Consider the following 15,973-nt stretch of genomic DNA (forward strand, 5'->3'; position numbering starts at 1 on the left):
GGTATTTCGCATGCATGTCTTGGGTGTGTATTTATTTTTCGGATAGGTGTTTATTATCGGCTGCGCAGCTGGCGGTAAAATTTCTGCAAGGCTGTCCAGTCGGCGGCAGATTCTGCTTTGGTTTACGTAACTGGCGGCAAAATGACTGTGAGGTTACGTAAGTGGGGGCAAAATGCCCGAGGGGTTACGTAACTGGTGGCAAGATTTACTTTGTCGGCTTATCGCATTTTGTTCGGCTTAGCGGAATAAAAAAGCTGGTGTCTGTTCGGGTGGAAAGCGGTGTTTTTGCATAGATCAAGCTTGACCGCTGTGCAAAAACACCGTTTGGAACCGGCTAAACCGGACCCAATAATTTGACCCCGGATAAATCTGACCCTGTATAAAAATGGCTTTTCATATTTTGTTTCTACCGCGGGTGTCGGCTGACGCAACTGGTGGCAAAGTTCGCGCGAGCACACGTAACTGGTGGCAAAGTGCCTTGTATGGTTACGTAAGTGGTGGCGAAATGGGTGGTTTTGTGTAACGGCGGGAGTGCCGTCGTTATCGCGAGCCTGTGACCTGCGATAATACAAACACTTCCGACGGTAATAATCGCAGCCTGAGTTCCCGCCGCCACTTACGTAACGAAACCGACTTCCTGCCACCAGTTATGTAATGAAACTGACTTCTTGCCATTACTTACGTGGAGCTGGCATGTCCGTCGTTAATTTATGTGCGGAAATTAAGTTCTCGCCGCCAGTTACGTAACGAACCTGACTTCCCGCCGCCGGCTGTACAGAATTTACGCGCGTATTGTTAGTTGCGGGGCAATTTGTTAGCTGCGGGACAATAGCGAAAATTGATACTTGTAAAGTGAGTGTCGCTAATCAATAAATTGCGGTTATGAATCTAAAGGTATTTAAAAAGGTACTTACGGATTTAACGAGATTTAACGGCGGTTAACGAGATTAACAGACTTTAACGAAATCAAAAAGGAGAGAATAAATGATGTTCACAGATTTGAAAAGATATTGCACGCGAAAACGCAACCCGCGCTAGACTGAATATATGAATGTTAGTGCGAAGATTGCATATGCGCTCACAAAGTACCTTGTTGACCCCGGTCCTGCGGTCGCAAAATATGAAGCGGAAGCAGTGGTCGGTGAGCTATTGGCTCAGGCTGCACGCGCGCCAAAATTCGTCGGTGAAATTACGGGTTTAACGCAGGCTGCACAAGCTGCGCAAAAACTGCCGGTAATTGTGCTGAACCGTGCGAAATGGGCGCGAGAAATCGGCGGGTTTATTGACGGGATTTCGGCACGCACATCGGAGGTGCGGATTGGAATGCTTGGTTCTATCGGAAGTGCATTAATGCTCGGCTTTGCTTCCACAAAACTACTCGGTCAGTTTGATCCGTTTGGCGCAAACATAGGCAAGGTTGCTTCTGCTGGCACGATTCAAACTGCTTCAAGTGCCGGGATGAAATATGATGCGCAAACTGATGGGAATGCTTCGCAAAACAATGCCCGGAAACCGGTAAGCGAAAATATGGCTGACGCGAAACTGCTGCTGGTGGCGCCAAATTTGGCAAAATTCCGCAAGGATTACAATCTTGACCGCCGTGATGCGGCACTTTGGGTGAGCGTGCATGAACTAACACATGCTGTCCAATTTATTCATGCTCCGTGGCTGAAAAGCTATCTGCTCACGCAAATTGATCAAATTCTAAACTTTGATGATGATTCGAATCCGGCGTTAACCGACGGCGGTTTAAAGCCGATAATCGAGCGGATTCAAAATATTATGAGCATTCTTGAAGGTCATGCCCAGTATGTGATGAATTCTGTACCAATTAATGTAATGCCAAGCCGGAACGCGATTATTCATGCCTTAAATCAGAAACGGAAAAATAGTTCGTGGATTCAGAAAAAGCTAACAACCTTTTTCGGATTCGATCAGAAAATTGCACAATATCGACGCGGTGAAGAATTTGTGAAAGAAGTGGTCGAAAGGGTAGGCATGGATGCTTTTAATAAGATTTGGGAATGCCCTGAGAATTTTCCAAGCAGCGCAGAATTTAAAAACCGCAGCTTTGGATGCGGCGGATGGAAATCGTAACGATTTAAATGGCAGGACCGCATCGCCTTGTAGCTGCTGCACGGAATGTATTGAAAACTGAGTTTGCCAAGCTTGCCGTCGGCGCGCCCGTAGTGCTCGCAGTATCTGGCGGCGCAGATTCGATGGCGCTCGCAGTGAGCGCACAATTTGCAGCACGGGAAAATTTGATAGATTTACATGCCGTCGTGGTAGATCACGGGATTCGCGCTGAATCTGCAGCAGAAGCGGCAGAAGTTCACAAGCGGCTGAGCAGCCTTGGAATAAAAGCGCAGGTTGTGCGGATTGATTTGCGCCGTATCCAAAAACCGGCTGAATTAATCGCGGCTAGTGGGATAAATTCCGAAACGGATTATGAAAGTATCGAAACACTTCGCGAAGGTTCCGAAATATATCATGAGTCGGACGCGGATAATGTGAGTAGTGCATATAATATTGGCGCAAATTCCGGACCGGAGGGTGAAGCGCGCAGCGGGCGCTATCGTGCGCTTGCACAAATTGCGCGCGAGCTTGGGAACAAATGGAATCAAACCGGAGATTCACCGGCACTCGTGATGCTTGGGCATAACGCTAATGACCAGGCAGAAAGTGTGCTTCTCGGGCTTGGCCGCGGATCAGGAGCACGCTCGATTTGCGGAATGCCGCAATCAGGAAATTTACCGGTATGCCCGGATGTGCCGATGGTGCGCCCGCTGCTCAGTTTCACACATGCAGAACTGCAAACAATCTGCCATGAACTTGCTGTGGAATATGTCGAAGATCCGAGCAATCAGCTTACCGGGCCGTGGCGCACGGCTGCCGGAACGCCGTTAAGGCGGGCGCGGGTGCGGCATGAACTTTTGCCGCTGCTTGAAGATGTGCTCGACGGCGGGGTAGTTGGGGCGCTTGGACGCACAGCTGCGATGCTGCAAGAAGATGGGTCGGCACTTGATTTCTATGCGGACCTTGCATGGAATGATGTGTGTGTTGATGCTGTAAATCCGCAATCCGAAGCTGCGAATCTGAACTCTCGTACTGCGAACCCGCGCTCTGACACTGTAAATCCGTATTCCGGAGCTGTGAATACTGAAAATACTGTGAATGCTGAAAGTACTGCGAATACTGAAAATGTGTATTCCGGCACTGGCAGCGAAAAAGGCAGCAGGAATCTGGGAACTGATGGCAGTTTTAATCGTGAAAATAACGCTGGAAACCAGACGTCTGGCACTGCCGTCGAAATCGCTTGTAAAAAACTCGCACCCTACCCGCGTGCAATTCGCACTCGCGTCCTGCGGATGGCTTTTTGGCTAGTGGCGGAAGAGGTAGTGAACTAGTTTTCTGGCACCTCGATCGCCTTGATAGACTAGTCCAAAACCGCGATAACAATCGCAGTATTGATTTGCCCGGTGTTCGTGCCGTGAAAAATCAGCATATTTTGAAATTTGTCCCGTGAGTTTACCTGCGCGAAAAGCGCAAATAAACGTTTATTGCGCAGCGGCTGATCTGCAGCGGCTGCGCGGTGAACATCGGAAATAAACGGGAATGGGAAGTAAAGCGAAAGCCAAGACGGAGGCGGAAATGCAGTTGCAAGATATCGGCGACGCAATTGAGAAAGTACTTTATACAAAAGCAGAAATAGATGCTCGGCTTGGCGAGATGGGTGCTGAGATTTCCCATGATTACGCTGGAAAAGATTTGCTGCTCGTCGGCGTGCTGAAAGGCGCCATTATGGTAGTCGCTGATCTTTCACGAAAAATTTCAATACCGGCAAAAATGGATTGGATGGCAGTCTCCTCATACGGTGCGAGCACGAAGTCTTCAGGAGTGGTGCGCATTCTCAAAGATTTAGGTGAAGATGTGCAAGGGCGCAATGTGCTAATTGTGGAAGATATTATTGATTCCGGGCTTACTTTGGCATGGCTGAAAGAAAATCTTGAAGCCCGCGGCGCTGCTTCCGTGCGGATTGCGACGGCTTTCCGGAAGCCGGAGGCGCTGAAAGTAGATGTTGAAGTAGACTATGTTGGTTTTGATATTGCCAATGAGTTTGTAGTCGGCTATGGATTAGACTACGCCGAAAACTATCGCCACCTCGATTTTGTCGGCGTGCTTTCTCCGCATATTTATGCGGCGGAAGCTGCGCAAGCAGAATGAATGCCGGAAAGCAGAAATAAATAAAACGTCGGGCAGGGGATGCGCGGCAAATACGGAGAATAAAGATTGAGCGAAGAAAAAATACCCAGGTGCAAGATTCTCAAAATGAACGTGAACAGCAGGCACCGCAGCAAACGGCGCAGCCGGCAAACGGTATTGATAATACCCGCACCAAAAAGACTCAGCACTCGCGAAAAGAACGCCGCGAGAGGAGACGTGACGAAAAACGGAAACGGCTGGAAGAGTTTAACCGGATGGGCAACGCTGTACCGCCGAAAAAGGGTGAAAGTTTACCTTTCTTAACACAGGATAAAGGGCAGAAAGAGCCGAGTGAACAAGAACGGAAAGCACGGAAGCGTTCCCGATTTTTTGGTGTTTTCGCTTTGCTTTTTCTCGTGATTCTTGGCGTGTACTGGTTTTTCAATCCGTTTGCCTACACTACGATTAAAACTTCCGAAGGAAAAGAGCTGCTTGCAAAACAAAAGATTCAAAGTCTTGAAATCACTGACGGATCACAGATTGTGCAGATGCAGCTTGAGAAAGAATTTAAACCAAAAAATTTTGCTGGAAAAGAACTTGCACCCACTAAACGTGTCCAATTTCAGTATGTTGATCCGGAAGCTGCAGAAATTGCAAAGTTAGTGCAAGATGCCGATCTGCCGAACGGATATAATTCGATAGTTCCGCAGCAATCTTTCCTCGGATCAATGCTTTCACTGCTTCTCCCGGTGGCTTTGCTGATTGGGGCATTCTTCATTCTTTTCCCGCGCTTGCAAGGGCGGATGACGGAATTTGGGCGAGTAAAGAAAGACGGATTCGAATCTGATCGTCCGAAAGTAAAATTTAAAGATGTAGCTGGTGTGGATGAGGCACTTGAAGAACTGCGGGAAATTAAAGAATTTATTGATACGCCGGAGAAGTTTCACAAAATGGGGGCAAAGATTCCGCGCGGTGTGCTGCTCTACGGTCCTCCCGGTACCGGAAAAACACTGTTAGCGAAAGCCGTCGCCGGTGAAGCTGGAGTACCGTTCTTCCATATTTCCGCTTCCGAATTTGTGGAAATGTTTGTTGGTGTAGGTGCTTCCCGCGTCCGCGATCTTTTTGAAAAGGCAAAAAGAATTCTCCGGCAATTATTTTCGTAGATGAAATCGATGCCGTCGGCAGAAACCGCGGCACAGGTATCGGCGGCGGTAATGATGAACGTGAGCAGACGCTAAACCAGCTTTTGGTGGAGATGGACGGTTTTGATGAACGCACCAATGTGATTGTAATCGCGGCAACGAACCGTCCGGATGTACTTGATTCGGCACTGCTCCGGCCCGGACGTTTTGATCGGCAGATTGGTGTGGATCCGCCAGATTTGCAAGGACGGGTAAAGATTCTGGAAGTTCATGCCGACGGAAAACCGCTTGATGCGCAGGTCCCGCTTGATTCTATTGCCCGCCGTACTCCCGGTTTTTCCGGTGCGGATTTAGCGAATTTGCTAAACGAGGCTGCATTGCTTGCTGCGCGCCGCGAACACGAAGTAATTGGGGAAGATGATGTGGATGAAGCAATTGATCGTGTGATTGCAGGTCCGCAGCGGCGTACCCGTGTGATGAATCCGAGCGAACGGCGGATGACTGCCTACCATGAGGGCGGACATGCGGTGGCTGCAGCGGCTTTGAACTATACCGACCCGGTAACAAAGGTCACGATTCTTCCGCGCGGGCGGGCGCTCGGATATACGATGGTGATGCCCACGGAAGATAAATATTCGGTTTCCCGCAATGAGCTATTAGATCAATTAGTTTATGCAATGGGCGGGCGTATCGCGGAAGAAATCGTGTTCCACGATCCAACTACTGGCGCTTCGAATGATATCCAGAAAGCGACTAACATTGCCCGCAATATGGTGATGGAATACGGGATGAGTGCCCGAGTAGGCAGCGTGCGCCTGACTCCGGATGAATCTGACCCGATGACCCGTATTGGCGGCGGAAATCAGCGTGAGCATTCCGATCAGCTTGCGAAAGTGGTAGACGATGAAGTGCAGGCGCTGATGGATGTGGCAATGCAGGAGGCATGGCAGCTGATGAACGAAAATCGCGACGTGCTTGACCGGCTTGCGGCCCGACTGCTTGAAAAAGAGACTGTGCTGGAAAATGAACTGGCCGAATTGTTCAAGGATATTAAAAAGCTCCGAAACGCGATCAATGGCTCTCTGCTCCAAGCCGTCCAGTATCGAACAAACCGCCGATTCCGTTACCGGAAGAACCGAAACGGGAAAAGCCTAACGCTGCTAATCCTGAATCGAACAATTCAGGTACAGCTGATTTCGGCAAGGTTCACTCCGATGAAATTAATCCCGATGATGCTGAACCCGGCGGGATTAATCCTGAAAGTTCCGCGGCACTGCCGTCGGAGCAGGAAAAGTGATTGCAGAAACTGAGGGGATTGATGGGAAATATCGGAACATATGACGCTGCGGGCGTGCGGAAAGCAATTCGTGATTTACTTATTGCAATTGGGGAAGACCCTGAGCGTGAAGGTTTGCGCGAAACTCCGGATCGGATTGCGCGCTCGTATCGTGAGATTTTTCCGGCCTATATGAAGATCCGGCAATCGTGTTGGAAAAAACTTTCGATATTGACCATCAAGAACTTGTACTTGTGCGGGATATTCCAATATTTTCGATGTGCGAGCATCATTTGCTGCCATTTCACGGGGTGGCGCATGTGGGGTATATCCCAAGCGATGATGGAAAAGTAACCGGACTTTCAAAGCTGGCACGATTAGTGGAAGGATTTGCACACCGTCCGCAAGTACAAGAACGGCTGACTTCGCAGGTGGCAGACGCGCTTGCTGAAACTCTTGCCGCACACGGAGTGATCGTGGTGATTTCGGCGGAACATCTTTGTATGTCGATGCGCGGAGTGCGCAAACCTGGATCCCGTACAGTCACTTCAGCTGTCCGCGGATGCATGCGCAAACAAGCGACACGGGCGGAAGCAATGAGCCTGATTATGGCGCACCATTAAACCGTTAATAAATCGTCACTGTCAACACATATTTCATCTTCGATAATACGAATGTACTGCATTTTGCACCGTTTGGCTGCTGTTGGCATTTTAGTTTTCGGAAAATTTAATATTTTGCAAGTCTAGATACGGAAGGGTGTTTGCAAAAATGAAAATTATGGGGATTTTGAATGTTACTCCTGATTCTTTTTCCGACGGCGGCCTGTGGGCGGGTGCGGATGCAGCAATCGCCCATGGATATGAAATGGTGGAACAAGGTGCGCAGATTATCGATATCGGCGGTGAGTCTACACGTCCGGGTGCCGGAGCGGTTTCTGCTGCAGAAGAATGGGAGCGGATTGGCGCAGTAGTTGCTGAACTTTCGCAGATTGCACAGGTTTCTGTAGATACTTACCATGCGCAGACAGCACGCCGTGCAGTAGCTGCCGGTGCCGCGATTGTAAATGATGTAAGCGGCGGGAGACTTGATCCGCAGATGCTTTCTACAATTTCCGAACTAGATTGCAGATATATTTTGCAGCATTCACGCGGTACTTTTAACGCAATGAATTCTTTTGCGGTGTACGACGGAAATATTAATGACGTAATCATTACGGAAATGCTTGCACTGCGGGATAAAGCCGTCGCTTCCGGGATTGCTCCGGAGCGGATTATTCTTGATCCAGGTTTGGGTTTTTCGAAGATTGGTGATCAAGACTGGCAGATTTTGCAGGCTGCTGCGCAATATCTTGATTTAGGACATGAGCTCTTAATTGGGCAGTCACGGAAACGGTTCCTGGCCGCTGCTGCGAGTGAAGGCGTGCCGGCGCATGAACGGGACTATGCTACTGCCGCAATATCTGGGATTCTCTCTGAAGTGTACGGAGAAGTTTCCGGCACCGGCGTGTGGGCAGTGCGGGTACATAACGTGGAGGCAACACGGCAGGCAATTGAAACACATCGTTTGCTGCGCACCGGATCCGGAAAACAGCAGCGAATCACGAATTGATTCAAGACTAATTCAACAGACACTTAAGAGGTAGTTAAGGTAAGCAACACAAATGCATGAAGTAACTTTACGTCTTTCTGGTGTGCGTGCAGATGGATGCCATGGCGTGTTGGATATTGAACATACCCAGGCGCAGCCTTTTATAGCGGATATCGAGTATACGGTAGCTATTCCCGATACTGCAGATTTGCAGCTTCCGGCAGATACAGGAAAAGCACTTGAGAGTGATACTGGAGCTGCCGACGGTTTTGCGGCAGCGGATACTTTTATTTCTTCATCTAGCTTTGTTGATTCGGGCAATGCCGTCGAAAAAGAAAATGCTGATCCGGTTGCTGAAACTGATGTAATTACCAATACGATTTCTTATGCTGATGTAGCAGATTTAGTGACTGCGCGGATTGCGGGAGCGCACGCGAATTTGATTGAAACATTGGCAATTGATATTGCGGACGCAGTGCTGGCGCTTGGCGCGCGAAAGGTGACTGTACAAGTACACAAGCCGCAGGCACCGATTCCGCATGAGTTTACAGATGTGAGTGCCAGTGTCAGTGCGGAAAGTGAGCTGCTGCAGGAGAAGCCGCGAAACTATGTGCTGTCGCTCGGGTCAAACCTGGAAGATTCAGTAAAACATCTGCAAGATGCGTGCATGGAGATTCATGCGTGCTGTGAAGAAATAATTGGAGTTTCCTCAATCTACCGTACTGCACCGGTGCTTGCGCCAGGGCAGGAGGAGCAAAATGACTATTGCAATGCGGTAATGAAAGTTAGTTCGCGGCTGTCGCCGTTGAAGCTGCTTTCACTGCTGGATGAAATTCAGATTGCGCATGGGCGGAAGCGAAAAGTGCGCTGGGGTGCGCGGACGCTGGATATTGATATTATTATGAGCGATTTTGTTTCCCGTGATCCGCAGCTGATTCTGCCGCATCCGCGTGCTTTTCAGCGGCGTTTTGTGCTTGCTCCGTGGGCGGAAATCCAGCCCGACGCAGTTCTTGACGGCGTGCCGATTCGCGAGCTGCTTACGAAAGTAAGTGATCAGCGTATTGAACGTACGAAACAGCAGTTGATTCCGGGAGGAATGGCGAATCTTGATAATTGGATCGAGGAATATTATTTTGGAAAACTTGACTCAGACGGCAATTCTGGAAGATAGTTTTCGGAGATAAATTCGACAGTAGTTTTCGAAAAGTACAGCTCAAAACAGTAGAAAGCGCAAGGCTGATGAGTAATTCCAAGATTACAGCTCCCCAGCATGACGATGAGGGGAATCTCAAACCAACCTCGGCGGGGATGCTCTTTATTGTGCTCGGAATTTCGCTTACTGCCGCTTTTTTCTTTGTAGATTCGTGGATTATTTCTGGAAATATGCCGTTTATGACGCCGCGGTGGGGATTCCTTGTACCGAGTTTCATTGCCGTATTCGTGATTTGGCAAGGCTGGCTGGTGCGTTCCTACCAGGAACGCAAACGCACACTCAACCCGCTTACAGCTGGCCGAATCTGGCTGTTTTCGCAAGCAGCTTCACGTACTGGGGCAATCATGTGCGGAATCGCGCTTGGCGTGGTAATTTCTTATGCCCGCTACGGAAATACGAGTTTTCTGAGCGAACAGATTGTGAATTTTTGCTTGCAGCAGGAGGTTCGCTGCTGTTGGCTGCTGCGGGCTGGATTGCTGAACGTTGGTGTGTAGTTAACGGCGGCGGCGACGGCAGCAGCGGAATAGCGCAGGCTTCCGGCGGAGCATAATGTGTTTCCGGAAACGAACAATATCTAAAAATTGCCAAAATTTCCGTTTGAACCGGGTAATCATCCCGGAAGATGATTTTGGTAAGGAAATTTTCCAGGAAGCATGCTTTAGACTGATATTAGAAATCGTAAAACTCACGCGATATCTGATAAGAGATGTAACAATACCGAGTGATATGTAATCAGGAAATTAGGTGCAAGGAGAGTTTTCGGATGCGCACAGCATTAGGAGAAAAAATCCCGTTTAATCGGGTTGATAGTAAGTATTTTAAGGTATTGCAGGTTTCCGCTTTAATTTACACGGTTATTTGTACAATCCCATTCATTGTGCTCGGATATTTTTTGGAATGGATGGTTTCCCAGGAGCACTAATCTGGGTTGCGGCGGCTATTCCAGTAATTTGCGGTCTGGCTGCTTTATTTTTCGCAAAACGACGGGCGCGTGCAATTGGATATTTTGAAGGCGAAAGTGAGCTGACTATTCATCGCGGAATTATGTTTCAGCACTTGACGGTAGTTCCGTACGGCAGGATGCAGCAAGTGAATGTGGCTAGCGGTCCGCTGCTCGGAAGATACGATTTGGCAAAAATTGTATTGGTAACAGCTTCTGCTGATAGTGATGCGGCTATTCCAGGTATTACCCGCGCTGAAGCTGAGCGTCTGCGCGAAAAACTAACGGATCTTGGCAGCGCGCAGATGGAAGGGCTGTGAAGATTTAAATGAGTAAAAAGAATAATCAGCGTGCCCAGTTAGGTGCTGATACTGTCCCGGAAGATCAATGGCGAAAGTTTCATAAGATTACCCCGATTTCGCAGCTTGGTGCGTTCTGGGTAGTGATTTTGGCGATTGCAGCTTCCAGCCTGCAAAATCTGATTGAAAACGTAAAAGACTGGGGGAAGTTCTTTGACTTCGCCCAAACACGCGGAGTAGTCATTGCCGCCTTTGCTGTGTCGGGGATTCTGCTGGGGGTCAGCTTACTGATTGTACTGATTACATGGCTGGCATGGCGGAAAATGAGCTATGCCGTTGCGGAATCCGGAATACATTTACGCAAAGGAATATTTTTTGTCAACCATACCCATATGCGTTGGGATCGAGTGCAAACGGTAGATATTGAGCAAAAATTATTCGGGCGGATTTTCGGTTTCGGTTCGTTAAAAGTCAGTTCTGCGGGAACGAGTGAAGATATCGAACTTGGATTATTGCGTCTGGCTGATTGCGCAAAACTGCGCACGGAAATTTTGCGGGTGTTAAATCTTGTGCGCAGCGGAATGCCTTATTCGCAGGCAGAAGAGATTGCCAAGATTGCTCCCGCAGCGGAAGATCCCGATAGCGCGGTTAAACTCGAAACCAATCCGGCAGATTTTGCTTTGGCTGTTCCAAGCCGGAAAAACGGTGCTGAAGTTAATTTCAACGGCGGAATGCAGCTTATTCCGGAAGCTGAGATACCATTTGCGGATGCTGATCAAGCCGAAAATGATCGGGAAATTTTCACACTTCCGCTAAAGCGCTTAATTGGTGCGAGTGTGCTGGATTCGCGAATGGTGCTGATGCTGCTTTTTGCAATTCCGGTAATCGTGATTCCAATTGTTACCGGTGAGGGGTATTTCGCAATTATTCTTCCAATAATTGGTTTTATTTGGACTGGTACGAAGTCGCTATTCGATGATTTCGGCACAAAAATATATCTTTCGGAAAACGGGCTGCGCCGCCGTTCCGGACTTACCACGCTCAAAACCCGTACGTATCCGCCGCAGCGGATTCATGCAGTCGAAATACGCCAGCCGATTATTTGGCGAAAAGCTGACTGGTGGGAAATTCGTGTTGCGGTAGCAGGTAATATGATATTTGAGGGGACGGAATTACTTGGCAAAATGGTGCTTGCAGCCAAAAGAGAAGAAGCGGTTCGGCTGCTTTGGACGATTCTGCCGCGTCTCGGTTCTGCAGACGACGCACGTTTACTGAAAGAAGCATTAACAGGGCAAGGAACGGGTGAATTTTTCGTTGGTGCTTCAAAGCGTGCGAAAATTTTTGATCCGATTTCGCTATCTGGGCGCGGTTTCTTTGCATCAAAAGATGCTTTGGTTATTCGCAGCGGACGCTGGGGGCGGAAAGTAACTTTTGTGCTGCAAGATCACACACAGTCTTTACGTCTTTCACGCGGTCCGCTGCAGGCACGGAAAGGTGTTGCAACACTCGCAGTTCATCTCGTGCTCGGCAGTATTAGAGCACGGATAAAGAATTTCGATACCGAAGTGCTTACAGAGTTCTATCCGCACGAACTTGAATTGACGAAACTTGCACGTGAAGAGGGCGTATCTGAAACACTCCAGGAATGGAAAGAGCGTTTAGGGATGGCAGCACCAAGAAAAAGCGTTTGGAAGAATCGGCTGAAAACGCTGTATTCACTCATAGTCTAAAAAATCCCGCTCAGCCTGATTCACTAGAACCAAACTTCCCTGAAGCTAAGGCGGATTAGTGAACGCAAACGGAAGAATGAAGATTGGTGTAATTTCTGCAGGAAAGGTTGGATCAGCCCTTGCAAGTGCTTTACGCGGGCAAGGGCATATGATTATCGGTGCATATGCTGGATCAGAAAGTTCAATTGATCGGCTTGAGACAATGCTGCCGGGCGTTCCTGCGCTTTCCGTCGAAGAAATCGTGCAAAATTCTGAACTTGTATTGCTTGCAGTACCAGACGATGAACTGCCAGGTTTGGTAAAAGGAATTGCGAAAATCGGTTTATGGCGGCCGGGGCAGATTGCAGTTCATACTGCCGGGCACTATGGTGTTAACGTATTGCAGCCAGCACAAGAAGCTGGAGCACTTTGCCTTGCAATCCATCCGGCGATGACGTTTACTGGTACTTCACTCGATGTGGCGCGATTACAAGGCTGCCCATTTGCAGTCACTGCACTTGCACCGTATCAGGCAATCGGGCATGCACTTGCAGCTGAAATGGGAGGTACTTCCGTTGTAATTGCGGAAGAACACCGCAAAATTTACCATGCGGCGCTGACGCACGGTGCGAATCATCTGGTAACACTTGTGGCACAGGCAATGAAGATGCTTGCGGCGATTGGAGTTGACGAACCGGGGCAGTATTTGCAGCCGTTAACTGCAGCTTCGCTTGAAGGCGCACTCAGTTCTGGCGATTCCTTACTTACTGGGCCGATTGTCCGCGCAGACGTACGTACAGTAGCTGGGCACTTAGATGTTGCAGAAACGCTTTCGCGGGAAATTCCGCAGCTTGCTGATCTTGATTTCACATACCGTGCAATTGCGATGGCTACTGTAAATCGTGCGCGGGAGCGTAAAGTGTTGAATGCACACCAGGCGCAAGAACTGACTGAGATTCTTGGGAAGATTTCCGATTCGGAAAACTATGCCGACGGCAGTGATAAAGCGAATTCAAGCGGGATACAGCAGGAAGACTAAAATCTGCGCTGCCGCAAACCGGAATCTGGAACAAGGGCGGAAAGAAAAGGAAGAAAACGGAAGAAAATGAAACTAGTAAAAACCAAAGCTGATCTTCGCGCAGCTATTGATCAGCTTACCGGGTCAGTAGCGCTTGTAATGACGATGGGAGCGCTGCATGAAGGTCACCTTTCGCTGGTAAAAGCGGCAGCGGCAGCGGCAGATAATGTGGTTGTTTCGATTTTTGTAAATCCGTTGCAATTCGCGCCAAATGAAGATTTTGCCGCATATCCGCGGACACTCGAAGCCGATTTAGCGTTGCTTGAATCTGCGAATGTTGATGTGGTCTTTGCTCCAACAGATGCGGCAGTCTACCCGCGAACGCCGCTTGTCCGGATTGATCCCGGGCCGGTCGCAAAAATTCTCGAAGGAAAAACACGCCCAACACACTTTGCGGGAGTGCTCCAAGTGGTGCATAAAGTATTCAATCTTGTGCGCCCGGACTTAGCTTTCTTCGGGCAAAAAGATGCACAGCAGCTTGCATTAATCCGTACGATGGCAGCAGATCTTGATATGCCGATTGAAATTCGTGCTGTGCCGATTAAACGCGAAGCAGACGGGCTTGCAATGAGTTCTCGGAATTCATATCTTTCTGCACAGGAGCGGGAAAATGCGCTGACACTTTCCCGCGCGCTTGCAGCCGGTGCGGAAACAGCTGCTGGCGGAGGAAACGTTTTTGAGGTGGCAAAGGCGGTTTCCGATCAGCTTGCTGCATGCGCGGGAATCCAGATTGATTATGCAGAAATAGTGGATCCGCAAACTTTTCTCACCCTCGCACCAGATCACCACGGTTCAGCGTTAATTGTGCTTGCTGCGTGGGTTGGGAAAACTCGTTTAATTGATAATCGTGAGGTGAAAATTGACTAATCGGATGCGTCAAATGGTGACCGGAAAAATTCATCGTGCCACTGTTACCGGAGCAGACTTACATTACGTCGGATCAATTACAATCGATCAAACACTGCTGCAGGCTGCAGATATTATCCCCGGCGAGCGGGTAGATGTGGTGAATGTGAATAATGGAAACCGGCTCAGCACATATGCTATTCCCGGTGAACCCGGGAAAGGAGAAATCGTATTAAACGGTGCGGCGGCACATCTTGTAAGTTCAGGAGATCTCGTAATCATTATGTGCTACGGGATACTTGACGATGCAGCAGCCCGCACTCACGCTCCGAAAGTTGTGTTCGTGGATGCGGAAAATAAAATCGTGGAAGTCTCCGATCAGCCGGGAATTGTTCCTGAAATTGAACCGTATAAGTTAAATCAGGAACAGGCTGCACAGAATAATAGGCTGAAGTCCTCAGGAATTCCGATAAATAGGGGATAAACTTGAACTGTGCTTGCAGGCGGTGCTGCCCGCAGGCGGAATCCGGCGTTATCTCCGTCGAATAAAATCAGTACTTCAGATTCCAGTTAGAAAGCAGCTGAAGATGGAACTTCCAAAATTTCTGCGAAAAACGGAAAGAAAAAATACTTTTCCTGGTTTGAAAAACTTGCGCGCCGCAAAGAAAACCGCTGGATTTTTCGGAAAAATGCCGGAAGTTATGGATAAATATTTTACGCATTCAAATTCGCAGAATCATGCGGTGATGGTGGAGGGCGCGCCGCGGCAGCTTTTCGAAGGATACCTGATCAATCTCGACTCCTCCGTTCGGGAAGATGATTTCATCCTTCCAGATTTAGAGTCGCTGCTGCAAACATTAGCATCAGTGCGCCGGCAAGCATATTTTGTGACAAATGATTGTTATTTGCATCCGCAGGAATTTGTTGACCGGCTTGCAAAACATAACCTGGAGATTCCAATAGCGAATGTGTTCGCTCCAGTACGCATTGCGGAGCTTTACCTGAAACACGAATTTAATGGAGCAAAAATACTTTCGCTGGCAGATCAGCAATTCAACACTGCATTAAAAACTGCCGGAGTTAACCTCGTGGATGCGCCGCATAGTGCAGACGTAGTGTTAGTCAGCCACAATTTAGATTTCAATTTTGATTTATTTACTAAGGGGTATCAAGCTCTTACCGCAAATCCGAATGCGAAATTAGTTACGCTTTCAATGATGCGGACCCGCAAAATGGGTGCAGATGGCGGGGTTGTTCCCGGTACGCGCGGTCTGGTGCGGGCATTAGAATCTGCTGCACGTACTTCCTATTATGAAAATCTGGGCCGTCCGGGAACAAAATTCCTTGAGATTATTTTTGCTGAAAGCGCGCTTGATCCGGCAGAAACGCTTTTTGTTTCGGATTCATTGAGCAACGATATTCGTCCAGTGAAACGTTTCGGGGTGCCGACGGCACTCTTATTAACCGGTTCTTCTTCACTGGCAGAGGCAAAATCGGTAAAAAGAAAGACCAGCCAAATTATCTTGTTGACTCGGTTGCTGAACTTGTACCCGCCTATATTCTCGATCAGGTGGAACATCCGGCAGAAGATGCAGAAGAAGAATGGGCACTGCGAAAATAAATTGTGCCGATAGCTAATCTGCGCCGAAAAGAATGTGCGGATAAGAGTTTTTCCAG

General features: G+C 48.7%; 13 protein-coding genes and 2 pseudogenes. All 15 read left to right on the plus strand.

Translation table 11 applies throughout. The features are described from left to right. The first annotated feature begins 1,047 nt into the window (after positions 1-1,047). The 15 genes and pseudogenes from RQN30_RS09235 to RQN30_RS09305 all read left to right on the plus strand — a co-directional run bounded on the left by RQN30_RS09235 (position 1,048) and on the right by RQN30_RS09305 (position 15,930). Positions 1,048-2,097 (plus strand): zinc-dependent metalloprotease, encoded by a 1,050-nt coding sequence (locus tag RQN30_RS09235; protein WP_353060220.1) that lies wholly within the window; start codon positions 1,048-1,050, stop codon positions 2,095-2,097. Between the two features lie 8 nt (positions 2,098-2,105). Beyond that, positions 2,106-3,407 (plus strand): tRNA lysidine(34) synthetase, encoded by a 1,302-nt coding sequence (locus tag RQN30_RS09240; protein ID WP_353060221.1) that lies wholly within the window; start codon positions 2,106-2,108, stop codon positions 3,405-3,407. Between the two features lie 244 nt (positions 3,408-3,651). Continuing rightward, positions 3,652-4,224: a hypoxanthine phosphoribosyltransferase gene (gene hpt, locus RQN30_RS09245; protein ID WP_353060222.1), complete on the plus strand. Its 573-nt coding sequence runs from the start codon at positions 3,652-3,654 to the stop codon at positions 4,222-4,224. A 254-nt stretch (positions 4,225-4,478) separates the two neighbouring features. Then, positions 4,479-6,642: pseudogene (gene ftsH, locus RQN30_RS09250) on the plus strand (ATP-dependent zinc metalloprotease FtsH). A 21-nt stretch (positions 6,643-6,663) separates the two neighbouring features. Continuing rightward, positions 6,664-7,244 (plus strand): annotated as a pseudogene (gene folE / locus RQN30_RS09255) (GTP cyclohydrolase I FolE). A 157-nt stretch (positions 7,245-7,401) separates the two neighbouring features. After that, entirely contained in the window at positions 7,402-8,232 is an 831-nt protein-coding gene (folP, locus tag RQN30_RS09260) for a dihydropteroate synthase (RefSeq protein WP_353060223.1), read from the plus strand. 52 nt (positions 8,233-8,284) lie between these two features. Continuing rightward, positions 8,285-9,382 carry a 2-amino-4-hydroxy-6-hydroxymethyldihydropteridine diphosphokinase gene (folK, locus tag RQN30_RS09265; RefSeq protein WP_353060224.1) on the plus strand — a complete coding sequence of 366 codons (1,098 nt, stop codon included), beginning with the start codon at positions 8,285-8,287 and terminating at the stop codon, positions 9,380-9,382. Between the two features lie 68 nt (positions 9,383-9,450). Then, on the plus strand, positions 9,451-9,918 hold the full coding sequence (locus tag RQN30_RS09270; RefSeq protein ID WP_353060225.1) for a DUF3180 domain-containing protein: 468 nt from the start codon (positions 9,451-9,453) through the stop codon (positions 9,916-9,918). Between the two features lie 269 nt (positions 9,919-10,187). Next, complete coding sequence (locus tag RQN30_RS09275; RefSeq protein ID WP_353060226.1) at positions 10,188-10,346, plus strand: hypothetical protein; 159 nt, start codon at positions 10,188-10,190, stop codon at positions 10,344-10,346. After that, on the plus strand, positions 10,322-10,684 hold the full coding sequence (locus tag RQN30_RS09280; protein ID WP_353060227.1) for a PH domain-containing protein: 363 nt from the start codon (positions 10,322-10,324) through the stop codon (positions 10,682-10,684). The genes RQN30_RS09275 and RQN30_RS09280 overlap by 25 nt, the downstream gene beginning before the upstream one ends. Before the next feature lie 8 nt (positions 10,685-10,692). After that, positions 10,693-12,393, plus strand: coding sequence for a PH domain-containing protein (locus tag RQN30_RS09285; RefSeq protein WP_353060228.1), 1,701 nt, complete (start codon positions 10,693-10,695; stop codon positions 12,391-12,393). Between the two features lie 58 nt (positions 12,394-12,451). After that, entirely contained in the window at positions 12,452-13,411 is a 960-nt protein-coding gene (locus RQN30_RS09290) for a Rossmann-like and DUF2520 domain-containing protein (RefSeq protein ID WP_353060229.1), read from the plus strand. A 66-nt stretch (positions 13,412-13,477) separates the two neighbouring features. Beyond that, entirely contained in the window at positions 13,478-14,317 is an 840-nt protein-coding gene (gene panC, locus RQN30_RS09295) for a pantoate--beta-alanine ligase (RefSeq protein WP_353060230.1), read from the plus strand. After that, entirely contained in the window at positions 14,310-14,780 is a 471-nt protein-coding gene (gene panD / locus RQN30_RS09300; RefSeq protein ID WP_353060231.1) for an aspartate 1-decarboxylase, read from the plus strand. The genes panC and panD overlap by 8 nt, the downstream gene beginning before the upstream one ends. A 103-nt stretch (positions 14,781-14,883) precedes the next feature. Beyond that, positions 14,884-15,930, plus strand: coding sequence for an HAD hydrolase-like protein (locus tag RQN30_RS09305; RefSeq protein ID WP_353060232.1), 1,047 nt, complete (start codon positions 14,884-14,886; stop codon positions 15,928-15,930). The last annotated feature ends 43 nt before the right edge of the window (positions 15,931-15,973 follow it).

Origin of the sequence: Arcanobacterium hippocoleae (assembly GCF_040360365.1) — a bacterium.
Lineage (GTDB): Bacteria > Actinomycetota > Actinomycetes > Actinomycetales > Actinomycetaceae > Arcanobacterium_A > Arcanobacterium_A hippocoleae_A.